The organism is Verminephrobacter eiseniae EF01-2, assembly GCF_000015565.1.
Lineage (GTDB): Bacteria > Pseudomonadota > Gammaproteobacteria > Burkholderiales > Burkholderiaceae_C > Acidovorax > Acidovorax eiseniae.
In genome coordinates this window covers 4,410,993-4,435,581 of record NC_008786.1, presented here as the reverse complement: position 1 = coordinate 4,435,581, position 24,589 = coordinate 4,410,993, and the positions used below count along the sequence as shown (strand labels likewise).

Annotated in this window: 25 protein-coding genes and 1 pseudogene; 21 read left to right on the top strand and 5 right to left on the bottom strand. The window is 67.2% G+C overall.

Annotated elements, in window-relative coordinates:
- The first annotated feature begins 2 nt into the window (after positions 1-2).
- From VEIS_RS19595 to VEIS_RS26925, 9 genes and pseudogenes are all read left to right on the top strand, one after another.
- Positions 3-224 carry a hypothetical protein gene (locus VEIS_RS19595; protein WP_157048603.1) on the top strand — a complete coding sequence of 74 codons (222 nt, stop codon included), beginning with the start codon at positions 3-5 and terminating at the stop codon, positions 222-224.
- A gap of 158 nt (positions 225-382) precedes the next feature.
- Complete coding sequence (locus VEIS_RS19590) at positions 383-1,486, top strand: ABC transporter ATP-binding protein (protein WP_011811737.1); 1,104 nt, start codon at positions 383-385, stop codon at positions 1,484-1,486.
- A 48-nt stretch (positions 1,487-1,534) separates the two neighbouring features.
- A complete protein-coding gene (locus VEIS_RS19585) occupies positions 1,535-2,572 on the top strand; it encodes an ABC transporter substrate-binding protein (RefSeq protein WP_011811736.1) in 1,038 nt (345 codons plus the stop codon).
- Between the two features lie 380 nt (positions 2,573-2,952).
- On the top strand, positions 2,953-4,185 hold the full coding sequence (locus VEIS_RS19580; RefSeq protein WP_041950210.1) for an ABC transporter permease: 1,233 nt from the start codon (positions 2,953-2,955) through the stop codon (positions 4,183-4,185).
- 71 nt (positions 4,186-4,256) lie between these two features.
- On the top strand, positions 4,257-5,093 hold the full coding sequence (locus VEIS_RS19575) for an ABC transporter permease (protein ID WP_011811734.1): 837 nt from the start codon (positions 4,257-4,259) through the stop codon (positions 5,091-5,093).
- A gap of 97 nt (positions 5,094-5,190) precedes the next feature.
- Positions 5,191-6,693 carry an NAD-dependent succinate-semialdehyde dehydrogenase gene (locus tag VEIS_RS19570; RefSeq protein WP_011811733.1) on the top strand — a complete coding sequence of 501 codons (1,503 nt, stop codon included), beginning with the start codon at positions 5,191-5,193 and terminating at the stop codon, positions 6,691-6,693.
- Positions 6,694-6,696: 3 nt separating this feature from the next.
- Positions 6,697-8,277 carry a hypothetical protein gene (locus VEIS_RS19565; protein ID WP_041950209.1) on the top strand — a complete coding sequence of 527 codons (1,581 nt, stop codon included), beginning with the start codon at positions 6,697-6,699 and terminating at the stop codon, positions 8,275-8,277.
- 71 nt (positions 8,278-8,348) lie between these two features.
- Positions 8,349-9,509, top strand: coding sequence for an acyl-CoA dehydrogenase family protein (locus VEIS_RS19560; protein ID WP_041951073.1), 1,161 nt, complete (start codon positions 8,349-8,351; stop codon positions 9,507-9,509).
- Between the two features lie 8 nt (positions 9,510-9,517).
- Positions 9,518-10,546: pseudogene (locus VEIS_RS26925) on the top strand (acyl-CoA dehydrogenase family protein); the annotation flags it as partial.
- Here the strand turns inward: VEIS_RS26925 and pqqE are convergent.
- The 5 genes from pqqE to pqqA form a co-directional block, all read right to left on the bottom strand.
- Positions 10,542-11,750 (bottom strand): pyrroloquinoline quinone biosynthesis protein PqqE, encoded by a 1,209-nt coding sequence (gene pqqE, locus VEIS_RS19550; RefSeq protein WP_041950207.1) that lies wholly within the window; start codon positions 11,748-11,750, stop codon positions 10,542-10,544. The pseudogene VEIS_RS26925 and the gene pqqE overlap by 5 nt on opposite strands.
- On the bottom strand, positions 11,722-11,982 hold the full coding sequence (gene pqqD, locus VEIS_RS19545; RefSeq protein ID WP_011811729.1) for a pyrroloquinoline quinone biosynthesis peptide chaperone PqqD: 261 nt from the start codon (positions 11,980-11,982) through the stop codon (positions 11,722-11,724). Before pqqD ends, pqqE begins: the two co-directional genes overlap by 29 nt.
- Positions 11,979-12,713 carry a pyrroloquinoline-quinone synthase PqqC gene (gene pqqC, locus VEIS_RS19540; protein ID WP_011811728.1) on the bottom strand — a complete coding sequence of 245 codons (735 nt, stop codon included), beginning with the start codon at positions 12,711-12,713 and terminating at the stop codon, positions 11,979-11,981. The genes pqqD and pqqC overlap by 4 nt, the downstream gene beginning before the upstream one ends.
- Positions 12,713-13,627: a pyrroloquinoline quinone biosynthesis protein PqqB gene (gene pqqB / locus VEIS_RS19535; RefSeq protein ID WP_011811727.1), complete on the bottom strand. Its 915-nt coding sequence runs from the start codon at positions 13,625-13,627 to the stop codon at positions 12,713-12,715. The genes pqqC and pqqB overlap by 1 nt, the downstream gene beginning before the upstream one ends.
- Before the next feature lie 173 nt (positions 13,628-13,800).
- On the bottom strand, positions 13,801-13,875 hold the full coding sequence (gene pqqA / locus VEIS_RS26920) for a pyrroloquinoline quinone precursor peptide PqqA (RefSeq protein WP_083758761.1): 75 nt from the start codon (positions 13,873-13,875) through the stop codon (positions 13,801-13,803).
- 379 nt (positions 13,876-14,254) lie between these two features.
- Here pqqA and VEIS_RS19530 point away from each other — a divergent pair, with 379 nt between their 5' ends.
- From VEIS_RS19530 to VEIS_RS19475, 12 genes are all read left to right on the top strand, one after another.
- Positions 14,255-15,274 (top strand): AAA family ATPase, encoded by a 1,020-nt coding sequence (locus VEIS_RS19530; protein WP_011811725.1) that lies wholly within the window; start codon positions 14,255-14,257, stop codon positions 15,272-15,274.
- A 22-nt stretch (positions 15,275-15,296) separates the two neighbouring features.
- Positions 15,297-16,160: a DUF58 domain-containing protein gene (locus VEIS_RS19525; RefSeq protein ID WP_011811724.1), complete on the top strand. Its 864-nt coding sequence runs from the start codon at positions 15,297-15,299 to the stop codon at positions 16,158-16,160.
- Positions 16,157-17,242, top strand: coding sequence for a hypothetical protein (locus VEIS_RS30785; protein WP_011811723.1), 1,086 nt, complete (start codon positions 16,157-16,159; stop codon positions 17,240-17,242). Before VEIS_RS19525 ends, VEIS_RS30785 begins: the two co-directional genes overlap by 4 nt.
- Positions 17,239-18,231 carry a vWA domain-containing protein gene (locus VEIS_RS19515; RefSeq protein ID WP_011811722.1) on the top strand — a complete coding sequence of 331 codons (993 nt, stop codon included), beginning with the start codon at positions 17,239-17,241 and terminating at the stop codon, positions 18,229-18,231. Before VEIS_RS30785 ends, VEIS_RS19515 begins: the two co-directional genes overlap by 4 nt.
- Positions 18,228-18,767 (top strand): hypothetical protein, encoded by a 540-nt coding sequence (locus VEIS_RS19510; protein ID WP_011811721.1) that lies wholly within the window; start codon positions 18,228-18,230, stop codon positions 18,765-18,767. The genes VEIS_RS19515 and VEIS_RS19510 overlap by 4 nt, the downstream gene beginning before the upstream one ends.
- A 26-nt stretch (positions 18,768-18,793) precedes the next feature.
- A complete protein-coding gene (locus VEIS_RS19505) occupies positions 18,794-19,714 on the top strand; it encodes a vWA domain-containing protein (RefSeq protein WP_232287757.1) in 921 nt (306 codons plus the stop codon).
- Positions 19,715-19,783: 69 nt separating this feature from the next.
- The gene (locus VEIS_RS19500) at positions 19,784-20,455 is read left to right on the top strand and encodes a 3-oxoacid CoA-transferase subunit A (protein ID WP_011811719.1); all 672 of its coding nucleotides are present in this window, start codon (positions 19,784-19,786) and stop codon (positions 20,453-20,455) included.
- Positions 20,452-21,147 (top strand): CoA-transferase, encoded by a 696-nt coding sequence (locus VEIS_RS19495; protein ID WP_011811718.1) that lies wholly within the window; start codon positions 20,452-20,454, stop codon positions 21,145-21,147. The genes VEIS_RS19500 and VEIS_RS19495 overlap by 4 nt, the downstream gene beginning before the upstream one ends.
- A gap of 183 nt (positions 21,148-21,330) precedes the next feature.
- Positions 21,331-22,440: an S-(hydroxymethyl)glutathione dehydrogenase/class III alcohol dehydrogenase gene (locus tag VEIS_RS19490; RefSeq protein ID WP_011811717.1), complete on the top strand. Its 1,110-nt coding sequence runs from the start codon at positions 21,331-21,333 to the stop codon at positions 22,438-22,440.
- Between the two features lie 41 nt (positions 22,441-22,481).
- The gene (gene gfa, locus VEIS_RS19485) at positions 22,482-23,057 is read left to right on the top strand and encodes an S-(hydroxymethyl)glutathione synthase (protein WP_011811716.1); all 576 of its coding nucleotides are present in this window, start codon (positions 22,482-22,484) and stop codon (positions 23,055-23,057) included.
- Between the two features lie 8 nt (positions 23,058-23,065).
- The gene (gene fghA / locus VEIS_RS19480) at positions 23,066-23,917 is read left to right on the top strand and encodes an S-formylglutathione hydrolase (protein ID WP_041950205.1); all 852 of its coding nucleotides are present in this window, start codon (positions 23,066-23,068) and stop codon (positions 23,915-23,917) included.
- Between the two features lie 78 nt (positions 23,918-23,995).
- Positions 23,996-24,586 (top strand): DNA-deoxyinosine glycosylase, encoded by a 591-nt coding sequence (locus tag VEIS_RS19475; protein WP_011811714.1) that lies wholly within the window; start codon positions 23,996-23,998, stop codon positions 24,584-24,586.
- Positions 24,587-24,589: the final 3 nt, after the last annotated feature.

The window sequence follows — 24,589 nt, the reverse complement described above, 5'->3', positions numbered from 1 at the left end:
CGTTGCCCACGATGACCGCCGGGCAGGTCTGGCGCATGCCGCCTTGCACATCCCGTCTTGCGCACCCCGCTGCCGACAGCCGGCTCGAACCCGAGCTGGCACACCGCGCCGCATCGGCCATGGCGACGGCCAAGCGCGTTGCGATCGACGACTTGGCGCGATTCATGCTCAGGCCATCGATCGCTGGTGCGGGCAGCACCGGCCGGTACCGCAGCCAGTGCTAGTACCGGCCCGCACGCCCTGGGCCGGCACACTCGAACGCTACCTTTTTAATAGCTGCGGTGCACGAAAATCATTCGCCTGCGGCCAAAACCGCTATATTCAACCGCTGCCGAGCTTCATGAGCCGCCCCGCCGAGATACAGCCCAGACCGCCACCCACCATGAACGACGCGCAACCCCTGGTCCGCTTCAGCGGCGTGCAAAAGAGCTACGACGGCGAACAACTGGCGGTGCGCGCGCTGGACCTGGATATCCGGCGCGGCGAGTTTCTGAGCCTGCTCGGGCCATCCGGTTCGGGCAAGACCACCACGCTGATGATGCTGGCCGGGTTTGAATCGCCGACCGCCGGCGAGATTTTTCTCGATGGCCAGCCCATCACCCGCACGCCGCCGCACCAGCGCAACTTCGGCATGGTGTTTCAGAACTACGCGCTGTTCCCGCACCTGACGGTGGGCCAGAACCTGGCCTACCCGCTGTCGGTGCGCAAAGTGCCCCGCGCCGAGCAGGCCGAGCGGGTGCGCAAGGCGTTGGCGATGGTGCGCCTGTCGGGCCTGGAAGAGCGCCGGCCGGCCAGCCTGTCAGGCGGCCAGCAGCAGCGTGTGGCGCTGGCCCGCGCCCTGGTGTTCAACCCCCGGCTGGTGCTGATGGATGAACCGCTGGGCGCGCTCGACAAGCAGTTGCGCGAGCAGTTGCAGATCGAGCTCAAGGAACTGCACCACCAACTGGGCCTGAGCTTCGTCTATGTCACCCATGACCAGGGCGAGGCCCTGACCATGAGCGACCGCGTGGCCGTGTTCAACCAGGGCGCGATCGAGCAGTTGGCCGATGTGCAGGCGTTGTACGAAACCCCGGCCAACCGCTTCGTGGCCGGCTTCGTCGGCGACAGCACCGTGCTTGGCGGCACCTTGCAAGGCAGCGGAGCGTGCTGCGCATTGCAACTGCCCGATGGCCGGCGGCTGCCGGGCGTGAATGTGAACCACGCCGCCCCCGGCACGCGGGCCGAGGCCTGCATCCGCCCCGAGCGCATCGCGCTGCGCACCGCCGCCACGCCGCAAGGCCCGGCGCTGGATGCCACGGTGGCCCGCGTCATCTACCATGGCGACCACCTGCGCCTGCTCTGCGCCATCGCCCCCGGCCAGGCGCTGGCCACCGTCAAACTGCCGTTGACCGGCGCCGGTGCCCACCCGCAGGCCGGTGACGCCGTGCAGTTGCAGTTCCCGCCCGAAGCCATGCGCATCTATGCCTGCGCTGCCAGCCCGCCCTGATGTCCCGCCCGCCCGTCCCCACAGCCCCTCCCGGAAGGAAACCGCCCCATGAAAAACCAATGCCTGCTCGCCTGCGCCGCCCTGTGTGCCGGCATGGCCCTGCCCGGTCTGGCGCAGCAGTCCATCACCGTCGTGAACTTTGGCGGCGCCGCCGCCAACGCCCAGAAGAAAGCCTATTACGAGCCTTACGAGAAGCAGACCGGCAGCAAGATCGTGGCGCTGGAGTACAACGGCGAGCAGGCCAAGCTCAAGGCCATGGTCGAGGCCAAAAAAGTCACTTGGGATGTGCTCGAAGTCGAGACCCCCGACGCCGTGCGCGGCTGCGATGAAGGGCTGTTCGAGAAGATCGACTACAGCCGGATCGCCAGCAAGAACGAGCTGATGCCTGACGCCATCACCGACTGCGCCGTGGGTTTCCTGGTGTGGTCGACCGTGATGGCCTACAACGGCGACAAGCTCAAGACCGCCCCCGGCGGTTGGGCCGACTTCTTCGACACGCAAAAGATTCCCGGCAAGCGCGGCATGCGCAAGGGCGCCCGCTACAACCTCGAATTTGCGCTGCTGGCCGATGGCGTCAAGCCCGCCGATGTGTACCCGCTGCTGGCCACCCGGGAGGGCGCCGACCGGGCCTTCAAAAAGCTCACCGCGCTCAAGCCCCATATCCAGTGGTGGGCCGCCGGCGCGCAGGTGCCGCAGTTCCTGGTGGCCGGCGATGTGGTGCTGAGCACGGCCTACAACGGGCGCATCGACGCGGCCAACCGCGAAGGGCGCAACCTTCGCATCCATTGGCCCGGCAGCATCTACGACCTGGAATACTGGACCATCCCCAAAGGCGCGCCGAACAAGGATGAGGCGCTGAAATTCATCGCCTTCAGCCTGCAGGCCGACAACCAGGCGGTGTACGTGCGGCAAATCGCCTATGGCCCGACCAACACCAAGGCCATGGCCCAACTCGACGCAAAGACCCTGGAACGACTGCCCACCTCGGCCAACAATGCCCGGCAAGCGCTGCGGTTCGACGTGGGTTTCTGGGCCGACCAGGGCGAGATGCTGGAAAAGCGCTTTGCCGTCTGGGCCACACAGTGAGCGGGTAAGCCCGCAAGCCCGCCCTTGCCATGCAGGAACGACTTGGCGTGAGCGGCGCACGGCCGCCCGAAGGCGCTCACACCGCAGCCGAAGGCGAAGGTATCCCGGTGAGCGGCGCACGGCCGCCCGAAGGCGCTCACACCGCAGCCGAAGGCGAAGGTATCCCGGTGAGCGCTGCACGGCCGCCCGAAGGCGCTCACACCGCAGCCGGAGGCGAAGGTATCCCGGTGAGCGGCGCACGGCCGCCCGAAGGTGCTCACACCGCAGCCGAAGGCGAAGGTATCCCGGTGAGCGCCGCACGGCCGCCCGAAGGCGCTCACACCGCAGCCGAAGGCGAAGGTATCCCGGTGAGCGCTGCACGGCCGCCCGAAGGTGCTCCGGTGGGCGCAGCGGACGGCAGCGCCCCCGGCGCATTGCGCCAAGCCCTGGCGCGCGCGCAGCGGCGGCGCCAATGGCGGGCGTTCAGCCTGACGTTGCCGCTGCTGCTGTTCCTGCTGCTCACGCTGCTGCTGCCCATTGCCGCGCTGCTGCTGCGCGCCGTGGAAAACCCCGAGGTGGCCCGGGCCTTGCCCGGTACCATACGTGCGCTCGATGGCTGGGACCGGCGCGACGCGCCCCCGGCCGCCGCCTATGCAGCGCTGGTGCGCGACCTGGCCGATCTGCCCGACGGTGCGGACGCCGGCGCGCTGGCGCGGCGCCTGAACTCCGAAGTGCCGGGTGCGCGCTCGATGGTGATGGGCGCCTACCGCAGCCGGCCTTTTGCCGGCTCCGACGAGGCCATCCGGCAGCGACTGCTGCAGGCCGACCCGCGCTGGGGCCAGGCCCCGCTGTGGCGCGCGATCGCCAAGAATGGCGCGCGCTGGACGCCCGACTACCTGCTGGCCGCGCTGGACCTGCAGCGCGATGCGCAGGGCCGGATCGAGCGCATGCCCGCAGACCAGCGCGCGTTTGTCGGCATTCTGCTGCGCACCTTCCAGATCAGCCTGGTGGTCACGCTGTGCTGCCTGCTGCTGGGCTACCCGCTGGCCTGGTGGCTGGCCGCGCTGCCGGCGCGCGCGGCCAATGTGCTGATGATCCTGGTGCTGGTGCCGTTCTGGACCTCGGTGCTGGTGCGCGTGGCCGCCTGGATCGTGCTGTTGCAGTCCGAAGGCTTGGTCAACCGCGCCTTGATCGGCCTGGGCCTGGTGGCCGAACCGCTGGCGCTGCTGTTCAACCGCACCGGGGTGGTGATTGCGATGGTGCATATCCTGCTGCCCTTCATGATCTTGCCGCTGTACAGCGTGATGAAGAACGTGCCGCCGAGCTACCTGCGCGCAGCGGTGTCGCTGGGCAGTCCGCCCTGGGCCGCCTTCTTGCGCGTCTACGTGCCGCAGACCTATCCGGGAATCGGCGCCGGGGCGCTGCTGGTGTTCATCCTGGCCCTGGGCTACTACATCACCCCGGCGCTGCTCGGCGGGGCCGACGACCAGATGCTGAGCTACTACATCGCCCGTTATACGAATGTGGATGTCAACTGGGGCATGGCCTGTGCATTGAGTGCCCTGCTGCTGCTCGCCACGCTGCTGCTGTATGGTGTGTACCGCCGCATCGGCAAGGAGCAACCGATCCATTAGCCCACCCGTTCAGTCCATTAGCCCACCCGTTCGGCGCTCACCTTCACGGCGGCCATCGAGCGGCCCAGCCCATGTTGCCCCGGCCCCTTTTTCCCTTCTTGCCCCGATTTCCCCGTTACGCCACGCTGGCCGACAAGATCGCCTGGTGGCTGCTGCGCGCGCTGTGCGTGGCGGTGCTGGTGTTTTTGCTCGCGCCCATCCTGGTGATGGTGCCGCTGTCGTTCTCGGGCAGTTCCTTTTTGGTCTACCCCATCCCCGGCTGGTCGCTCAAGTGGTATCGCCATCTGTTCGAGTCGGCCGAATGGGCCCGCGCGGCGCGCAACAGCGCCATCGTCGCGCCGGCCGCCACGGTGATCGCCACGGCCCTGGGCACGCTGGCGGCGGTGGGCCTGGCGCGGGCAGAGTTGCCCTGCAAGGGCCTGCTGATGAGCCTGCTGATCGCCCCCATGGTGGTGCCCATCGTCGTCGTGGGCGTGGCCACCTATCTGTACTTTGCGCCGCTGGGCCTGGCAGACAGCTACTTCGGGCTGATCATCGTGCACGCCGCGTTGGGCGCACCCTTCGTGCTGACCACCGTGCTGGCCACGCTGGCGGGCTTTGACCACAACCTGGTGCGCGCCTCGCTGAGCCTGGGCGCGACACCGCTGCGCAGTTTCTTTCGCGTCACGCTGCCGGTGATTGCGCCCGGGGTGATCTCGGGCGCCCTGCTGGCGTTTGCCACCTCGTTCGATGAAGTGGTGGTCACGCTCTTTCTGGCCGGAGCCGGGCAGGCCACCTTGCCGCGCCAGATGCTCACCGGCATCCGCGAAAACATCACCCCGACCATTGCCGCCGTGGCCACCTTGCTGATCCTGTTCACCACCAGTTTGCTGCTGGTGCTGGAATGGCTGCGCGGGCGGCGGGCATGATGGCGCGATCTGCGCTGGCCATGGCCGCGCGGCAACCCCCGGGCACTGGTCGGTGCTACATTGGCAACCTGTGCCGTATCTCCCCGGAAGCCTTGCCATGGACATGAAGACCTCACCCCTCGCCACGCTCAACGACCCCAGCCTGCTCAAGACCGACGGACTCATCGATGGCCGCTGGGTTGCCGGCAGCCGGCGTTTTGACGTGCTCGACCCGGCCACCGGCCTGAAACTGGCCGACGTGGCCAACCTGGGACCGGCCGACGCCGACGCCGCCATCGCCGCAGCGAACGCCGCCTGGGGCCCCTGGAAATCCAGAACCGCCAAAGAGCGCAGCATCATCTTGCGCAAATGGTGTGAGTTGCTGCTGGCCCACCAGGACGACCTGGCCCGCATCATGACCGCCGAGCAGGGCAAGCCGCTGGCCGAGGCCAAGGGCGAGGTCGGCTACGGCGCCAGCTTCGTCGAATGGTTTGCCGAAGAAGCCAAGCGTATCAACGGCGAGACCCTGCCCCAGTTCGACAACAGCCGCCGCCTGCTGGTGCTGCGGCAGTCGATCGGCGTCTGCGCGGCGATCACGCCCTGGAACTTCCCGCTGGCCATGATCACGCGCAAGGTGGCGCCGGCGCTGGCCGCCGGTTGCCCGGTGATCATCAAGCCGGCCGAGTTGACGCCGCTGACGGCGCTGGCCGCCGCCGAACTGGCGTTGCGCGCCGGCATACCGGCAGGCGTGTTCAACATCCTGTGCGCCGACGGCGACAACTCCATCGCCATCGGCAAGGTGCTGTGCGCCAGCGACGTGGTGCGCCACATCAGTTTCACCGGCTCCACCGAAGTGGGCCGCATCCTGATGGCGCAAAGCGCCCCCACGGTCAAGAAGATGTCGCTGGAACTGGGCGGCAACGCGCCGTTCATCGTGTTTGCCGACGCCGACATCGACAGCGCCGTGGAAGGCGCTTTTGCCAGCAAGTACCGCAACGCCGGCCAGACCTGCGTGTGCACGAACCGCTTTTACGTGCAGGAAGCCGTGTACGACGAATTCGTGCAAAAGTTCGCTGCCAAGGTGTTGACCGCCAAGGTCGGCAACGGCTTCGACGCCGGCGTGAACCAAGGCCCGCTGATCGAAGAAGCCGCCGTGCTGAAGGTGCAGCGCCATGTGGCGGACGCCATCGCCAAGGGCGGCCGGGTCGTCACCGGCGGCCAGCGCCTGCCAAACCTGGGCTCGGGCCAGTTCTTCGAGCCTACCGTGCTGGCCGACGCCAGGCCGGACATGCTGTGCGCCCGCGAAGAAACCTTCGGCCCCTTTGCGCCGATCTTCAAATTCAAGACCGAGCAAGAGGCCATCGCCGCCGCCAACGACACCGAGTTTGGCCTGGCCAGCTACTTCTACAGCCGCGACCTGGGCCGCATCTTCCGTGTCGGCGAAGCGCTGGAATACGGCATGGTCGGCGTCAACGTCGGCATCCTGGCCACCGAGCATGTGCCCTTCGGCGGCGTCAAGCAATCGGGCCTGGGCCGCGAAGGCTCGCACCACGGCATCGATGACTATGTGGAAATCAAGTACCTGTGCCTGGGGGATATACAGCAGGAAGGCAACAAGTAAATCATGCTGATCTACGCCAATAGTTTGGTATTGAAACCGATTGGTGGGCCTGACAAGATCATTCAATTGGTTGCGAAATGGGTGGGGCAACGCACATGCAGTTATGTCGATGGCACGCGACTGGCGCAAGGCATTCGCGAATTCAAATTGAAAGACGGCAGCACCCTCAGTTCGAGGACCACTGCGGTCGATGACAACCAGACCACCTATCCCTACCTGTTCTGCGCGCGCTTCAGTCATGGTGACGCCGAGGTGCCTGGCAGAAGGCGAACCACCGAAGTGGGCTTGCGGCAAGAAGCGGCGGACCAGGCCGTCGAGTGTTCGCTGCTGCTGAAAACCGATGAGATCAGCGTGCTCGTGACGGCACCGGTTCGGCCGACGCGCCCCGATCTGGTGGAGCAACTGATCAAGGAATGCAATCCGGTCGAACAGACACCCGGGCTGATGGTCAAGCGCTTGACCGAAGAGAGCGCCCCCGCATTTCTGTGTGAGGTGGAGCGCATCGAGCGCGACTTTCCGATCGTGCTGATCAGCAGCACTGCATATGATGCTTATCCTGTGGACCCGGAGCGTTTGCGCTCCATATTGGTGGGGCTGGCCGATGTCGTCGAGGTGCCTGCCATGGCAGATACCTTTGCCATCGAAAATATCGTGGGCCGGCGCTATATGGCTTTTGGCGGAGCGGTCAACACAGTTTTCCCACGCTGGGGCGATCAAAGAAGTCTTTGCAAGAGTTCATTGATTCTCCCGGGGAAAACTGCCGACATCCTGGTGCCGGAGATTCTGGCTACAGTCACTCACCGCACCAACTTGCCGAACTCATGGAGACACATTTCCCAAGAGATGGTAAGCCAGGCCCGCCTCCGTGCCCAACTGGCGCGGATGATCGAGCAGGCAGGGGGCGGCGAACAGTCTGTCGAGTTGACTGAATACATGAAACTGCTGGAAACGGCCGGGGAAGAGTCGCGCGCCAAGGATGACGAGATAAAAGGCATCCGCGCCGAGCACGATCAAAAGGAGCGGGAATTCCAGGCGACGATCGAAAGTCTGAAGCATGTCCGGCGTGGATATCGGGCCAACGACGAAGTCCGGGATGACATGGCCCCAGCGCCAGAGCCGCTACGCGAACTGGTTGCCGCAGTACTGAAGGGCAGCCCCGGTCTGCAGCAGGTTCAGGAACTGATATCCACCTTATACGCGGACCGGCTCGTGTTTCTGAAGACGGCCGCCAGTTCGGCGAAAGAGTCGGACCGGGGTGGATTCTCGAAAGGCGCCACCGCCTGCGAACTCTTGTTGAAACTGGCGACCGATTATTGGTCGGCGCTTGCCGACGGCAAAACCGAACAACAGGCCAAAGCCGTGTTCGGACAATCCAATTATGCGGCCAACGAAGCCCAAGCGCTCACCAACGACGGAAAGCAGCGTCGTACATTCATCTACCAGGGGCGCAAGCTCGTGATGGAAAAACATTTGAAGCATGGCGTGAAAGATAGCTTGGCCGAGACCTTGCGTGTTTATTTCGAGTGGGTCGCAGACGAGAGAAAAATCGTTATCGGCCACTGTGGCAAACATTTGCCCTTTTGATGGGATGGGCATCGACGGATTCATCGACCGGCGCGGCAGCAAAGACCATCGATGACCCCTCCACCGGCCCCATGAACCCGCTCGACTCCCTGGGCATCACCCCAATCCCCGCCGAGGACGAGGCGTTGCGCCCGCAGGTGCGCGCCTTTCTCGCGCAGGCCATCAAAGACCTGCCGCCCCATCGGCGCGCGCGCTCCTGGGGCGGGCATGACGCCGCGTTCAGCCGCGCGCTGGGCCAGCGCGGCTGGCTTGGCATCACCTTGCCGCGCGCATATGGCGGCGCTGGCCGCAGCCCGTTTGCGCGCTATGTGCTGGTGGAGGAATTCCTCAACTTCGGCGCGCCCGTGGGCGCGCATTGGATCGCCGATCGCCAAAGCGGCCCGCTGATCCTGAAGTACGGCACCGAGGCGCAAAAGCAGTTCTACCTGCCGCGCATTTGCCGGGGCGAGGCGTTCTTTTGTATCGGCATGAGCGAGCCTGGCGCCGGCTCGGACCTGGCGAGCGTGAAAACCCGTGTCCGGCCCAACGCACAGGGTTTCCTGCTCGATGGCCAGAAGATCTGGACCACCAATGCCCAGCGCTGCCAGTACATGATCGCGCTGGTGCGCAGTTCAGGCGCGGCTGCCGACCGGCACCAGGGGCTCTCGCAGGTCATCGTCGACCTGGCGCTGCCCGGCGTGTCGGTGCGGCCGATCACCGACCTTGCCGGCGATAGCCACTTTTGCGAAGTGTTTTTCGATCAGGTGCAACTGTCGCCCGAGGCGCTGATTGGCCAGGAGGGCCAGGGCTGGGAGCAGGTCACGGCCGAACTGGCATTCGAGCGCAGCGGGCCTGAGCGCCTGTTTTCCAGCATCGTGCTGTTCGACCAGTGGCTGGCCTGGGTTCGCACCCCGCAGGGCCGCAGCCAGAGCGCCTTGCGGCTGGCCGGCCAGGTGTTCACACAGTTGGCGCCGCTGCGCGCGATGTCCGTCTCGATCCAGCAGCAACTCATGCGCGGCGCAAGTCCCGTGGTGCCGGCGGCGCTGGTCAAGGAGCTTGGCACCACGCTGGAGCAATACATTCCTGCCGCCATCGCCGACGATCTGTTCGCGCGCGACGACACCGCCGAGGTTCCGCTCGAACTGCTGCGCACGTTGAACTATGTGACCGGGGTGGCGCCGTCGTTTTCCCTGCGCGGCGGCACGCGCGACATCCTGCGCGCAATGATTGCGCGCGGACTCGGACTGCGCTGAGGAGCGCCATGGACACCCTGGACACCCGCGACGATCTTTTTGCCGACGCCGCCGGCCCGTTGCTGCGCGACCAATGCAGCGCCGGGCAGGTGCGTGCCATCGAGGCCGGGGGTTCGCCCCGGGCGCTGTGGACGCATCTCGAAAACGCGGGCTTTGCCGATGCGCTGCTGCCCGAAGACCAGGGCGGCGCGGGCCTGTCGCTGGCACAGGTGTTTGCGGTCTGGGAACTGTGTGGCGCTCACCATCTGCCCGTTCCGCTGGCCGAGACCATGGTGGCGCGCGCGCTGCTCGCGCAGGCCGGCTGCGCCGCTGCCGCCGGCGGCAGCATCACCCTCGCGCAAGGCCGGGTCGATGCAGCGGGCGGCCTGCACTGCGCCAATGCGAGCCTGGGCCGGGTCGCCGATGCGGCCCTGGTCCAGCACGCCGGCGGTTGGCAGTTGCTGCCCGTTGCGCAGGCGCGGGCCGAGCCTGCGGCATTCTGTCTCGATGCCCATCTGCACTGGAGCGCCGCGCAAGTGGCTGCGGCACCGTTGCTGCCGCTGGTGCTCCGCCATGGGCTGGATCTGCGCACCCTGCAAGCCTGCCTGACGGCGGCGCTGCTCAGTGGCAATCTGGCCAGCGTTTTGCTGCGCACGCTGGAGTACGCCAACACGCGCCAGCAGTTCGGCCGGCCGATCGGCAAATTCCAGGCCATTCAGCACCAGCTTGCGGTGATGAGCGAGCATGTGTGCGCCGCGCGCATGGCCGCGCAACTGGGTTGCCAAAGCGCCGACTGGCTGCCCGAGCGTCTGCGCGTGGCGGTGGCCAAGGCCCGAACCAGCCAGGCCGCGTTGGCGGTGGCCGAGGCGAGCCATGCCATCCATGGCGCGATAGGCTTCACGCAGGAATGTGATTTGCAACTGTTCACACGCCGGCTGCATGCCTGGCGCCAGACGGCCGGCTCCGAATCTTTTTGGCACGCCGTCGCCGGTGCGGCGCTCGTGGATCAGCACCAGGGCCTGACGCTGGATTTGCTGCGCGCAACCACGGATGTCACCGTGCCATCCCGCTCAAGCGCAGCGACGCCGCGTCCGTGCGAAATACCAGCGGCGCCTCAGGCACCGGGGCCAGGGGTCGATGAGGGGCCAGGGGGTGGTCGGCCAGGCGGCCATGCATGACCACGGCATGCACGCTGGCGTGGTCCGGCGATTTGTCGCACACCGGGTCGGTGCGCCCGGCATCGCCGGTCAGTAGCCAGGCCTGGCAGCGGCAGCCGCCCAGGTCGCGCTCTTTTTCGTCGCAGGAGCGGCATGGCTCGGGCATCCACGCGGTGCCGCGAAAGCGCTGGAAGGCTTCGCTGTGGTACCAGATGTCGTGCAGCGATTGCGTGCGCACGTTCGGCAGGGTCAGGCCCGGCAGCATGCGCGCGGCATGGCAGGGCAGGGCGGCGCCATCGGGGGCGACCCCGAGAAATACCGAACCCCAGCCGTTCATGCATTTTTTCGGCCGCTTCTCGAAATAGTCCGGCACCACGTACAGGATGCGGCAGCGCTTGCCAATCCTGGCGCGGTAGGTCGCGACCACCGCCTCGGCCGTGCGCAGTTGCTCCTCGGTGGGCATCAGGCCGAGCCGGTTTTCCCAGGCCCAGCCGTAGTACTGCGTATTGGCCAGTTCCAGGTATTCGGCGCCCATTTGCAGCGCCATCTCGATGATGGCGCCGACATGGGCCAGGTTGTGCCGGTGCAGCACGCAGTTGAGCACCATCGGGTAGCCATGCGCCTTGATCAGCCGGGCCACCCGCTGCTTCAGGTCGAAGGTGCGGGTGCTCGACAGGAAGTCGTTCAGTTCCCGCGTCGAGTCCTGGAATGACAGTTGTATATGGTCGAGCCCGGCTGCGCGCAGCGCGCCCAGGCGCGCATCGGTCAGGCCCACGCCGGAGGTGATCAGGTTGGTGTAGAAACCCAGTTGCCGGGCATGGCCGACCAGGTCTTCGAGGTCGTCGCGCAGCAGTGGCTCGCCGCCCGACAGGCCCAGTTGCGCGGCGCCGAGCGCGCGCGCCTGGCTCAGCACCTGGCGCCACTGCGCCGAGTCCAGTTCCTGGCGGTGGCGCATGTAGTCGACCGGGTTGGAGCAGAAGGCGCAGTGCAGCGGGCAGCGGTAGGTCAACTCGGCCAGCAGCCACAGCGGCGGGCCTGCCGCCGCGGGCGGGCAGGACCGGGCGGCGGGGCCCGACTCAGGCGATCCAGCCACGTTCGCCGGCATGTTGGACAAAGCGGTGTATGTCATTGGCCAGGTCCTGCGCGCCAAAGGTGGTTTGCAGTTCGTCGATCAGCATATCCAGCGTATGGGCGCCGTCGCAGCGCTGCAAAATGGCGGCGGCGCTGTCGTTGAGCTTGACCATGCCTTCGGGGTAGAGCAGCACCCAGGCTTGCTGGGCCGGCTCCCACTGCAGGCGGTACAGCGGGTCGAGCTGCGGCCGGGCGCAGGGGTTCATTCGGGGTACGCCTTTTCGATCGCGTCGAGCATCGACCACAGGATGTCGAGCTTGAACTGCAGGATTTGCGTGGCGCGCTGCTGCTCGGCCGGCGTGCGAAAGTGCTCGAGCGTGACGCGCAGGCCATGCTCGACATCGCGCTGCGCCAGCGGGATGCGTGAACGGAAATAGGCCAGACCTTCGGCTTCGATCCAGGGGTAGTGCTGCGGCCAGCCGGCCAGCCGTTCCTGGTGGATGGCGGGCGCGAACATCTCGGTCAGCGACGAGCACACGGCTTCCTGCCAAGGTGCGCGCCGCGCAAAGTTGACGTAGGCATCGACCGCAAAGCGCACCCCGGGCAGCACCATCTGCTGTGACCACAGGGCCGCGCGCGTCAGCCCCACGGCCTCGCCGAGCCGGCTCCAGGCTTCGATGCCGCCGGGCTCGGCGGCGCTGCCATCGTGGTCGAGAATGCGCACCACCCATTCGCGCCGCGTTGCGCGGTCGGGGCAGTTCGACAGGATGGCCGCATCCTTGAGCGGAATGTTGACCTGGTAGTAAAAGCGGTTCGCCACCCAGCCCTGTATCTGGGCGCGTGAGCATTGCCCGCTGGCCATGCGTTGGTTGAACGGGTGGTGGATGTGGTAGCGCGCTTGCAGTGCGCGCAGCCGGGCCTCGAAGGCGGCGCGCTCGGCGTCGGGGATGGCTGGCGGGACGGTGGGCGCAATGGCTGGGGCAACGGGGGCGGGCATCACAGGGCGATCTCCATGCCGTCATGGGCAACCTCGATGCCGTGCGCGGCCAGTTCGCGCCGCTCGGGCGCGTCGTCCACCAGGATCGGGTTGGTGTTGTTGATGTGAATCAGTATCTTGCGTGCTGCCGGCACTTGGTCGAGCGCGGCAATCATGCCTTGCGGGCCGGACTGCGCCAAGTGGCCCATATCGCGGGCGCTCTGGGGCGACAGGCCGAGCCGCTGCATTTCATCGTCGCTCCAGAAACTGCCGTCGACCAGGATCACGTCGGCCTGCGCCAGTTCGGCTTGCACATGCGGCGTCATATGGCCCAGCCCGGGCGCGTAGAACACCCGCTTGCCGCTGGCGCTGACGATGCGCAGGCCGATATTGTCGCCACGCTGCGGCGCTGCGCGGTGGGGGGAATAGGGCGGCGGTTTGCTGTCCAGCGCGATCGCATGCAAGCGCAGGCCGGTGAGCGGCGGCACGCAAAAAGGGCTGGCATCCAGGGCCAGCGGATGGGCTTGCAGCCTGCAATAGTGGGACAGGATGCGCGTCAGCGGGAAACCCTCGGCCAAGTCCTGCAGCACCGCAGGCGTGGCGTAGACCGGCAACGCGCTGCGGTGCTCGCGCAGCATCAGCAGGCCGGCGGCATGGTCGATCTGCGCGTCGACCAGCAGCACGGCGACGATGCCGGTGTCGCGCGCCGCGCGCGCCGGTTGCAGGGCCGGGGTGGCGCGGATCTGCGCCAGGATGTCCGGCGAGGCATTGACCAGCAGCCAGTGCACGCCATCCTCGGAGAGTGCGATCGACGACTGGGTGCGCGCTGATGCGGCAATCACGCCACGGCGCAGCCCGTCGCAGTTGAAGCAGTTGCAGTTCCATTGGGGAAAGCCGCCGCCGGCGGCCGATCCCAGTACCCGAAGGGTCGTCATGGCCTGGTGTCGTCCAGTCAGGGTTCAGGAAGAGGCCCGCCGATCGACGGGGCAGAAAGGAGCTTGCCAACTGTCGGGGGGATAGGGAAAGGCCCACCGGTTGACGGGAGGGCAGGAAAAAGCCCGCCGGTTGGCGGGCTTGGGGTCTTGCCGGACTCCGACCATCCGCCGGATCAGCGGTTGGCGATGTACATCGTGATTTCGAATCCGAACCGGATGTCGGTGTATGCGGGTGTGGTCCAGGTCATGGTGCTGTCTCCTTCAAGGGTGGGTGGTGAGCGTAACAATGACGCAGCAAACATGCCAGGACGGGGTTGGCGACGGCTGCGCACGGCCCTGGGGCCATACAGCGGCTGACGGCGCGACCGATCTGTTCGTCGGATGGACAAAGTGTCACGGCAGCACCGGGCTGTTCCCGCCAGATGTGCAACACATTGCCTGCTTGGCGCTCTGGCGCGGTGCCATTTTCCCGAGTTTCTTCCTTGGCGGGGCGCGGCCATGGCACGTCTCGTGCACATGGCTGGCGTGGGGATCGATCGGTAACCCCTGTGACCCCTGTGCACAGGCCCGGGATTCGTCACCGGCGCTGGCGCCGTTGCCGTGCCAGTTATTGCCCAAGAGGATCCGATGACAGCAGACGAGAAGCTCCAGGACTGGCAGAGCAGCGCCCGGCGTGTGGAGTGCGAGGTGGCCAAGGCGGTGATCGGCCAGCCGCAGATCATCCGCCTGATCAATGTGGCGCTGTTCGCGCGCGGCCATGTGCTGCTCGAAGGCGATGTCGGCGTCGGCAAGACCACGGTGCTGCGCGCCTTTGCCCGCGCCATCGGCGGCGAATTCGAGCGCGTGGAAGGGACCATCGACCTGATGCCGGGCGATCTGGTCTATCACAGCTATGTCGATGAGCACGGCAGGCCGCGCATCGACCCGGGCCCGCTGCTGCGCCATGGTGAAAAGTTGAGCACCTTTTTTTTCAACGAGATCAACCGTGCCCGGCCGCAGGTGCAGTCGCTGTTGCTGCGGGCGATGGCCGAGCGCTCGGTGTCGGCCTTCAACCGCGAGCACCATTTCCCGCATATGACGGTGTTCGCCGACCGCAACAAGGTCGAGAAAGAAGAGACCTTCGAGCTGGCCTCGGCCGCCCGCGACCGCTTCATGTTCGAGTTGAACATCGGCAAGCCCACCGACCCCGCCGTGCGCCGCGCGCTGGTTTTCGATCCGGCGTTCCACGATACCGAGGCCTTGCTGGAGCAGGTCGAGCCGGCGGTCTTGCGCTGGGAGCAGTTGAACGACATCGCCGCGCTGATACAGCGCAGCGTACAGGCGAGCGCCACCATCGAGCGCTATGTGCTGCAATTGTGGCAAGCGAGCGAAGCGCCCCAGCGTTTCGGCATCCACCTGGACGGCGTCGACATGGGGCGGCTGATTCTCGCCGGCGCCAGTCCCCGGGGCGTCAGCGCGCTGGTGCGGGCCGCGCGTGTGCTGGCATGGATGGCCGGTCGCAGCCACCTCGTGCCGGAAGACGTTCACGCGGTATTGCCGGCGGCGCTGGGCCATCGCGTGTTTTTCACGCCGGTGTACGAACTGCGCCGGGCGGAACTGTCCGACGCGCTGGTGCAAAAAATCATGGACACCATCGCCGCGCCCTGAGGGGCCAACGGATCAGCGCGCCGTGAGCAGCCTGCACGAATTCCACTACCGCCTGCCCGCTCGCGCGGGCGGGTTCCGGCCAGGCTCCCACCGGGGTCGCAGCCTCGGCCCGGGGCAGGAATTTGCCACGCATGTGCGCCTGTTCGACAACCCGGATCCACGGCGCATCGACCTGCGCGCCAGTCTGCGCAACCCCCGGCAGGACTGGCTGGTGCGCGTGTACCGGCAGCGCGTGAGTGTGCCGGTGCACGCCGTGGTGGACGTGTCGGCCTCGATGCAATTCGGTGCCCGGGCCAGCAAGCTGCAGGTGGCGGCGGATTTTCTCGAAGGGCTGGGGCATAGCGCTTTTCGCGCCGGCGACCCGGTGGGCATGTTGGCTTTCGACGCGACCGAGCGCAGCGACCTGTGGCTGCCGGCGCGGCACAGTCGCGGCGCCGGCCATGCCATGGCGCGGCTGCTGCGGGAATGCGCCAGCGCCCCGGGCCATGCCGGTGGCGCCCAAGGGCTGGCGCAGGTGGCGCAGCGCCTGGCCGATCGGCCGGGGCTGGTTTTTCTGGTCTCGGACTTTCACTGGGATCTCCAGGCGCTCGACGGCATTCTGGACCTGCTCGCGCACGCCCATGTGGTGCCACTGATCATCTGGGACCCGGCCGAAACCGAACCCCCGCCGGGCAACGGGCTGCTGGCCGTGCACGATGCCGAGAACGGTCGGCGGCGCACGCTGTGGGTGGGTCGGTCGCTGCGCGTCGGCTGGCGCGCCGCCGTGGCGCGCCGGCGCGCCCGGCTCGATGGCTTGTTCCTGGCGCGCGGGCTGCGGCCCGTCTACATACAGGGGGCTTTCGAGGCCGAGGCCCTGTCCCGGTATTTCCTGGAGGCTGTTGCATGAGCGCCGCCCGGCCGCCCGAAGGCGCTCATACCGTAGCCGAAGGCGAAGGTGCTCCATCCTTCGCTGCCCGGCCGCCCGAAGGCGCTCATACCGTAGCCGGAGGCGAAGGTGCTCCATCCTTCGCCGCCCGGCCGCCCGAAGGTGCTCCAGTCAGGCGGCGCCGGCAACGATTTGTGCGTCTGGCTGGCGCGGTCGCTTGCGCAACGTTGGCCGTGATGCTGCCGTGCCCGGCACGGGCGCAGACCAATGGGAGCGGCGCCACCGGCACCACCGGCGGCGTCCGCGTGGGCGGACCGATCGTGCAGCCGCCCCGTGCCTTTGGCTACCAGTTGGGCGACCTGGTCACACAGCGGCTGCTGCTGCCCGCCGATGGCCGCCGGCTCGAAACCGCCGCGCTGCCACGCGCAGAACGCATCAGCGGCTGGCTGGAACGGCGCCCGTTCCAGTGGGAGACCGATGCCGAAGGCCGCCAATGGCTGCTCGTGAGCTACCAGATCGTCAACGCGCCGCAAACCCTGACCGCGATCGCGCTGCCGGCCTTGTCGCTGCCGATGAGCGCAGGCCCGGCGCTCGAGACCGACGCGCAGTTGATCAGCGTCGGCCCGCTGACGCCGCAGACGGTGCTGGGCAAAGGCGGCTTGCTCGACATCCGCCCTGACCGGCCCGCAAGCGTGGCGCCCAGCGCGCCGATCGCGCGGCGTCTGCAACGGTGGCTGCTCGCGCTTGCGGGCACCTTGGCCGCCTGGATGGGCTGGTGGGCGTGGCGCCACCGGCGCGAATCCCGGCGCCTGCCATTTGCGCGCGCCTGGCGCCGGCTGCGGCAGCTCGACCCGGACCAGAGCGAGGCCTGGCTGTGCCTGCACCAGGCGCTCAACGAGACCGCCGCGACGGTGCTGCGCGCCCCGGCGCTGCCCGGGCTGCTGGCGCGGGCGCCGCACCTGCAACCGCTGCACGCGCAACTCCAGCATTTCTACGCCTGCTCGGACCAGCGGTTTTTTTCGGACCAGCCCGCCGGCGCACCGTTTCCGTTGCGCGCGTTCTGCCGTGCGCTCTATCGCGCGGAGAAACAGGCCCGGTCATGACGCCTGCCTTCGACTTCGTTCATCCCTGGGTGTTGGCCTTGTTGCCGCTGGCCCTGCTGCCGTTGCTGCGCCGGCGCGGCGACACGCTGCCATTTGCCCATGCCGCATGGCTGCCGCCGCAGCGCATCGGCCGCGCCCTCGGCCTGTCGTGGCGCGGCCTTGCCGTGCTTGCGCTGGCCGGCATCATCGTCGGCCTGGCCGGCCCCGGGCGTGCGCAAACGCAACTGGCGCGCACCGGCCATGGCATGGAGATACTGATATTGCTGGACCGCAGCGGCAGCATGAATTCGGCCATCGTGGCCCAGGGCGAGCAAGCCGCGCTGCGCACGCAGGGCAATACCAAGGCCGATGCCGCGCGCGAACTGCTCATGCGCTTCGTCGAGCAGCGGCCCGACGACCGCTACGCCTTCGTGATGTTCAGCACCAGCCCGTTGCGCGTGCTGCCGTTCACCGAGCGCAAGCAGGCCATCCTGGCCGGCATTGCGGCCACCGGCATCGGCCGGGGGCTGATGAACACCGACATCGGCCGGGCCATGCTGGCCGCGATCGGGGAATTCGACGGCCGCCCCTATTCCGGCAGCCGCATCATCATGCTGGTGTCGGACGGCGGCGCGCAGCTCGATGCCGGCACGCGCAAGCGTATCGAGACCGGCCTGGCCCGCAACCGCATCGCGCTGTACTGGATTTACCTGCGCACCGGCAACAGTCCGAGCCTGCACACCGAGGCCCCGGACGACGGGTCGGCGCAGGAGATCGCGCTGCACCGTTTCTTCCAGGGCTTGGGCACGCCCTATCGCGCCTACGAGGCCGAGGACGCCAGTGCCATGGCCGCCGCCATCGCCGCCGTCGGGCGCCAGCAAAACCTGCCGCTGACGTTCATGGAGCGCGTGCCGCGCAAGGATGACAGCCGCCATTTCTTTGGCGCGGCGCTGGTTTGCTGCGGGCTGCTGCTGTGCTGCCGGGGCCTGCAATTGCGCAGTTGGACATGAGACGCGGCACCATCCACCTGCTGTTTGCTGCGGCGGCCCTGGCCTGCGGCGCGTTCGCGGCCGACCACGCCCTGCAACTGCACCAGCTCGGGCGAATCCGGCAGGCCGTGGCAGCGGCCAATGCAGACACCGCTGCCGACATTCCCGAGGCCCGGCTGGCGCAGGCCCTGGCCCTGGCCCGTGCCGGCCGGCACGATGCAGCACTGGCCATCTACGACGGCCTGATACAGCCCGGCCGGATCGATGCGCTCGGCCAGACGGCGCGCTTCAACCTGGGCAACATGCTCCTGCGCAAGGCGCGCGCGAGCGCCGCCGACGATGCCTTTGCGGCCCAGGCGCTGCTGGAGCTTGCCAAGCAGCGCTATCGCGATGTGCTGCGCGCCCAGCCCGACGACTGGGACGCCCGCTACAACCTCGAACGCGCGCTGTGGCTGGCCCCCGAGATACAGGACATGTTCGGCGCCGAGACCGACGACATGCCCAAGGAACTGCTGCGCGTGAAGGTGCCGAGCCTGCCGCCGGGAGACCTGCCTTGAGGCTGCGGGCGCTGGCTGAGCGGCTCTTGGGCCTGCTCTTCGCGCGGGGCCACTGGCTGCTGACGCTGGCCGCGCTGCTGTTGCTGGCCGCAGTCCGGATGCCGCCGCTGACCCTGCCGCGCGCCACCTTCCGCTACATGGTCACCTTCGACATCACGCAAAGCATGAACGTGGAGGACATGGGCAGCCCGGCAGCGCCCGTGAGCCGCCTGGCATACGCGCGCAGCGCCATGCGCGAGGCGTTGAAGCACCTGCCCTGCGGCTCTGAAGTGGGTTGGGCCGTTTTCTCCGACTACCGCGCGCTGCCCCTGCTGATGCCGCTGGAAGTCTGCGCCCACTACGATGCCCTGCTGTCGTCGCTCGAACGTATCGACGCCCGCATGGCCTGGGTCAACGCCAGCAACATCACGAAGGGGTTTTATTGGGTGCTGCGCATGGGCCGGAGCATCGGCGACGGCACGCGCGTGGTCTTCATCACCGATGGCCATGAGTCGCCGCCGCTGCGGCCATCGGAGCATTCGATGCAGAACGCCACGCCGGGCGAGAGCGCTGGCTGGCTGGTCGGCGTCGGGGGTGACCGCCCGGTGCCGATCCCGAAGTCCGATCCGGACGGCCAGCGCATCGGCTACTGGCGCGCCGACGAGGTGGTGCAGCGCAATGCCATATCGGACACCGCGACGCCGGGGCCCAGCCAGGAGCATCTTTCCGCCTTGCATGAAGCGCATCTACAATCGCTGGCCAAGCAGGCCGGCCTGGGCTATCGCCGCCTGGCCAGCCCCGAAGCATTGACCAGCGCACTGCTCGACGCAGCCCTGGCACAGCGCAAGCCGGTCAGAACCGACGTGCACTGGCTGCCGGCCGCGCTGGCGCTGCTGTTGATGATTTGGCATTTCTTGCCAGCGTTGCCCCGCTCTCCGTGGCGCGGGCTGCAGAGGAAACAACGATGAAACGCAACACTTTCGCGTTCACCGGCCTGGCGACAGGCAACGCGAACCGGATTCGCATCGGATATCGCGATGCGCGATAAGGTCTGCCACTCGGTGGCCCAGGCATTGCGCGACGTGATGTCTGGCGCGTCGATCTATGTCGGCGGCTTTGGCGGCTCGGGCATTCCGGCCCGGCTGCTGCGCGGCCTGCTCGACAAGGAAGGGGTGAGCGACCTGACCCTGATCAACAACAACGCCGGCGCTGGCGAGGAGAGCTTTCTCGGCCTGGTGCGGGCGGGCCGGGTCAGCCGCATCGTGTGCTCCTACCCCCGCCTGCCGGGCAGCGAAGTATTGCGCGAGCAGATCGTGGCCGGCCGGCTGCAAGTAGTGGTGCTGCCGCAAGGCACCCTGGTCGAGTGCATTCGCGCCGCAGGAGCCGGGCTGGGGCCGTTTTACACACCGACCGGCTTTGGCACGCCGCTGGCGCAAGGCAAGGAGACCCGCATGTACAAAGGGCGTGGCTACGTGCTGGAAGAACCGCTCGCGGCCGACTTCGCGTTTGTCCGTGCCAGCCAGGCCGACCCCGCCGGCAACCTGGTGTACCGGTACGCGCAGCGCAACTTCGGGCCCGTCATGTGCATGGGAGCGGGCACGACCATCGTGGAAGTCGAGCGCATGGTGGCGCCGGGTGCGCTGGCGCCGGACGTGATCGTCACGCCCGGCCTGTTCGTCGATCGCATCGTGCAGGACGGTACCGCATGAAACACCTCAGCCGTGAACAAATGGCCGCGCTGGTGGCCCGCGACCTGCCGATGAACGCCGTGGTCAACCTGGGCATCGGCATGCCGACGCAGGTGACCGATTACCTGCCCGCCGACCACGGCGTGCTCCTGCACAGCGAGAACGGGATCCTCGGCATGCGCCTGCTGGGCGCCGACGAGTCGCCGGATGCCGACCTCATCAACGCCGGCAAGCAATCCATTGCGCTGATGGAGGGGGCGGCCATCTTCGATCACGCCTGCTCGTTCGCCATCATGCGCGGCGGCCACCTCGACGTGAGCGTGCTGGGCGCGTTCGAGGTTTCCGCCGGTGGCGACTTGGCCAACTGGTCGCTCGGCGCCGACGACCTGCTGCCCTCGGTGGGCGGGGCCATGGATCTGGCCATCGGCGCCCGCGCGCTGTGGGTGATGATGCAAGCGCGCACGCGCGAAGGCCAGTCGCGCCTGGTCGCACAGTGCGCCCTGCCGCTGACGGGGGCCGGGGTCGTCCACCGGGTCTACACCGACATCGGCGTCTTCGACCTGCAAGACGGCCATTTCGTCCCCCGGGCATTGGTGGCGGGCTTGGCGGTCGGTGCGCTGCCGCAATGGGTCGCCGGGCCGGTTCGGCTGGACCGCCCGGTCGCGGTGATCGACCCGCCGCGCATATCGCCCGCACAGGAATCTGCGCCATGATCCGGGATCCCGCTTTCCCGATGAGGCGGCCCCGGCGGCCTCTGGATCAGGCACTGGCGGAGCCTCTGTTCACGCTATGATTTGCAGCCGTGGAGCGCGCCCGTGTGCGCCTGACCTGCCCACAGAACCTGATCTACCTGCGGCAGGCCGCTCCCTCTTTCCCCATATTCAGGAGACATGCCCATGAAATCCCGCGCCGCCGTTGCCTTCGAGGCTGGCAAGCCTTTGCAGATCGTCGAGATCGATGTCGAGCCGCCTCGCGCAGGCGAAGTCCTGGTGAAGATCACGCACACCGGTGTGTGCCACACCGATGCTTTCACGCTGTCCGGCGACGACCCGGAGGGAATTTTTCCTGCCGTGCTCGGTCACGAGGGCGCCGGTGTCGTCGTCGAAGTGGGCGCGGGCGTCGTCGCGCTGGCGCCCGGCGATCATGTCATCCCGCTGTACACGGCCGAATGCCGTGCGTGCAAGTTCTGCCTTTCAGGAAAAACCAACCTGTGCCAGAAAGTGCGTGCGACGCAAGGCAAGGGGCTGATGCCCGACGCCAGTTCGCGCTTTTCATACCAGGGCCAGCCGATCTTTCACTACATGGGCTGCTCCACGTTCAGCGAGTACACCGTCGTCAACGAGATCTCGCTGGCGAAAATCAACCCGGCAGCCAACCATGAACAGGTGTGCCTGCTCGGCTGTGGCGTCACCACGGGCCTGGGTGCGGTAAAGAACACGGCCAAAGTCAAGCCAGGCGACACCGTGGCCGTGTTCGGGCTTGGCGGCATCGGTCTGGCGGTGATACAGGGCGCCAAACTGGCCCGGGCAGGCCGCATCATCGGCGTCGACACCAACCCGGGCAAGTTCGATTTGGCGCGCACCATGGGCGCGACGGACTGCGTGAACCCGAAAGACCATGCCAAGCCGATCCAGGATGTGATCGTGGAGATGACCGACGGCGGCGTGGAATTTTCCTTCGAGTGCATCGGCAATGTCGATGTGATGCGTGCGGCGCTGGAGTGCTGCCACAAAGGCTGGGGCGAGAGCGTGATCATCGGTGTGGCCGGCGCGGGGCAGGAAATCCGCACGCGGCCGTTCCAACTCGTCACCGGGCGCGTGTGGCGCGGTTCGGCCTTTGGCGGCGTCAGGGGCCGCACCGAACTGCCCGGCATGGTCGATGACGCAATGGCCGGCCGCATTCAACTGGCCCCCTTCGTCACGCACACGCTGCCGTTGGAAAAGATCAACGAGGCGTTCGACCTGATGCACAATGGGCAGTCGATTCGCACGGTCATCCACTACTGACCATTCATCATCGTCATCATCATTACTACCAGGAGACAGACATGAGCACATCCATTCATCCATCCGTCGACAACGGCGTCGCCCGGGGCGCGGCCGGCTTTGCCGGCGGCACATTGCGCTGCCTGTGCCAAAGCGAGCCGGTCGAAGTGGCGATATCCACCCAGGTCTTGTTCAACCACGCCTGCGGCTGCACCAAATGCTGGAAGCCCGCAGGCGCACTGTTCTCCGTGGTCGGGGTGGTGCCGCGCGACAAACTGGCGGTGACCGCCCATGCCGAAAAACTGGCCGTGGTCGACGACAAGGCCCTGATCCAGCGCCACGCCTGCCGCGCATGTGGCGCGCATCTGTATGGACGTATCGAGAACCAGGAGCATGCGTTCCACGGCCTGGACTTCATCCACACTGAACTGTCGCGGGACGCCGGCTGGGACGGCCCCGGCTTTGCCGCCTTCGTCTCGTCGATCATCGAAAGCGGTGCGCCGGTGGCGAAGATGGGTGAGGTGCGCCAAACGCTGCGCGACAAGGGGCTGGAGCCCTACGACTGCCTGAGTCCGACATTGATGGACCTGCTGGCCGGGCACTCCGCGAAAGCCAAGGGCACCTACCGCGAAGCATGAAGCCGGATATGGAGCGCATCGAGCAACACGCCAGCTTCGGTGGCCGGCAGGAGGTGTGGCGACACCACAGCCGCGCGCTCGGTTGCGCGATGAAATTCGGCATTTACCTGCCTGCGGCCGCTCTGGGTGGCCAAAGTTGCCCGGTGCTGTACTGGCTCTCGGGCCTGACCTGCACCGAGCAGAACTTCATCACCAAGGCCGGCGCGCAAGCGCATGCCGCCCGGCATGGCCTGATCGTGGTCGCACCCGATACCAGCCCGCGCGGTGACGACGTGGCCGATGACCCGGCCTACGACCTGGGCCAAGGCGCAGGCTTTTACCTCGATGCGACGCAGGCGCCCTGGGCGCAGCATTACCGCATGCAAGACTATGTGGCCCGGGAACTACCCGCTCTGGTCGAGCAGCATTTCCCTGCCGGCGCGGCGCGCAGCATTGCCGGACATTCGATGGGCGGACATGGTGCGCTGGTGACGGCGCTGAAGAACCCGGGGCGCTACCGCAGCGTCTCGGCCTTCGCGCCCATCGTTGCGCCGACGCGCGTGCCCTGGGGCGAGAAGGCATTCACGGCGTATCTCGGCCAGGAGCGCCAGGCATGGCGGGCCTGGGATGCGTGCGAACTGATGGCAACGGCGCAGGAGCGGTTGCCGCTTCTGATCGACCAGGGCGAGGCCGACGAATTCCTGGCGAACCAACTGCGCCCCGAGCTGTTGCAGGCCGCCTGCAAGGCCGCAAACTACCCGCTGACCCTTCGGCTGCAACCAGGCCACGGTCATAGCTACTATTTCATCGCCAGTTTTCTGGCCGAGCATTTCGCCCACCATGCAGCGGCTTTGGTGGATGACCGGAGCGGCAAAGGTTGAACGCGGCATTGGGTCACTGCTTGGGTTGCACCGCATGGCTGTCGTCCGCGCCGGCAGCCCGGTTGCACGTAACGGAAGATGCCTGAAGCCACTGCTGCCGCCGCTTCCTTGCCGACGAAGTCCGAAGCGCAGGCCCGGGGCCTGTCCGCGCGTTGGCAGGGCCTGCCTGCGGTGGTTTCTGCGCAGACGGTGGTGCTGATTCTGGGCAGCTTTCCTGGCGCCGCGTCCTTGCAGGCCGGTCAGTACTACGCGCATCCCCGGAACCATTTTTGGCCCATTCTTCAGGCCCTGTGGCCGCAGCATCCCTTGCCGAACGCTTATCCGGCCCGCTGCGACTGGTTGCTGGCGCGGGGCCTGGGCCTGTGGGATGTCCACGCCAGTTGCGAGCGTGAGGGCAGCCTGGACAGCCGCATCCGCAACCCGCAGACCAATGACTTTGCCCGTCTGCATGGCTGCTGCCCGCAGTTGCTGGCCGTTGCCCACAATGGCAGTGCGAGCTTCAAGTATGCCGATGCAGTGCGGGCCTGCCTGGCCCGGCCCTTGTCCGATGCGACGGTGCAGATGGCGGCGATCCGGCTGCCATCGACCAGTCCGGCCAATGCCTCCTGGAGTTTCGAGCGTAAATTGACGGCCTGGGCGGCACTGATGTCTGCCTGCCACCTGCTGTGATTG

Bases quoted from the DNA above. Each gene is read 5' to 3' on its own strand.
- VEIS_RS19500 (WP_011811719.1), top strand. From the start codon at position 19,784: ATGCGCGATAAGGTCTGCCACTCGGTGGCCCAGGCATTGCGCGACGTG.
- VEIS_RS19510 (WP_011811721.1), top strand. From the start codon at position 18,228: ATGAGACGCGGCACCATCCACCTGCTGTTTGCTGCGGCGGCCCTGGCC.
- VEIS_RS19585 (WP_011811736.1), top strand. From the start codon at position 1,535: ATGAAAAACCAATGCCTGCTCGCCTGCGCCGCCCTGTGTGCCGGCATG.
- VEIS_RS19515 (WP_011811722.1), top strand. From the start codon at position 17,239: ATGACGCCTGCCTTCGACTTCGTTCATCCCTGGGTGTTGGCCTTGTTG.
- VEIS_RS19475 (WP_011811714.1), top strand. From the start codon at position 23,996: ATGCCTGAAGCCACTGCTGCCGCCGCTTCCTTGCCGACGAAGTCCGAA.
- VEIS_RS19570 (WP_011811733.1), top strand. From the start codon at position 5,191: ATGGACATGAAGACCTCACCCCTCGCCACGCTCAACGACCCCAGCCTG.
- pqqE (WP_041950207.1), bottom strand. From the start codon at position 11,750: ATGCCGGCGAACGTGGCTGGATCGCCTGAGTCGGGCCCCGCCGCCCGG.
- gfa (WP_011811716.1), top strand. From the start codon at position 22,482: ATGAGCACATCCATTCATCCATCCGTCGACAACGGCGTCGCCCGGGGC.
- fghA (WP_041950205.1), top strand. From the start codon at position 23,066: ATGGAGCGCATCGAGCAACACGCCAGCTTCGGTGGCCGGCAGGAGGTG.
- VEIS_RS19565 (WP_041950209.1), top strand. From the start codon at position 6,697: ATGCTGATCTACGCCAATAGTTTGGTATTGAAACCGATTGGTGGGCCT.
- VEIS_RS19495 (WP_011811718.1), top strand. From the start codon at position 20,452: ATGAAACACCTCAGCCGTGAACAAATGGCCGCGCTGGTGGCCCGCGAC.
- VEIS_RS19560 (WP_041951073.1), top strand. From the start codon at position 8,349: ATGAACCCGCTCGACTCCCTGGGCATCACCCCAATCCCCGCCGAGGAC.
- VEIS_RS19490 (WP_011811717.1), top strand. From the start codon at position 21,331: ATGAAATCCCGCGCCGCCGTTGCCTTCGAGGCTGGCAAGCCTTTGCAG.
- pqqB (WP_011811727.1), bottom strand. From the start codon at position 13,627: ATGACGACCCTTCGGGTACTGGGATCGGCCGCCGGCGGCGGCTTTCCC.
- VEIS_RS19575 (WP_011811734.1), top strand. From the start codon at position 4,257: ATGTTGCCCCGGCCCCTTTTTCCCTTCTTGCCCCGATTTCCCCGTTAC.
- pqqD (WP_011811729.1), bottom strand. From the start codon at position 11,982: ATGAACCCCTGCGCCCGGCCGCAGCTCGACCCGCTGTACCGCCTGCAG.
- pqqC (WP_011811728.1), bottom strand. From the start codon at position 12,713: ATGCCCGCCCCCGTTGCCCCAGCCATTGCGCCCACCGTCCCGCCAGCC.
- VEIS_RS19530 (WP_011811725.1), top strand. From the start codon at position 14,255: ATGACAGCAGACGAGAAGCTCCAGGACTGGCAGAGCAGCGCCCGGCGT.
- VEIS_RS30785 (WP_011811723.1), top strand. From the start codon at position 16,157: ATGAGCGCCGCCCGGCCGCCCGAAGGCGCTCATACCGTAGCCGAAGGC.
- VEIS_RS19590 (WP_011811737.1), top strand. From the start codon at position 383: ATGAACGACGCGCAACCCCTGGTCCGCTTCAGCGGCGTGCAAAAGAGC.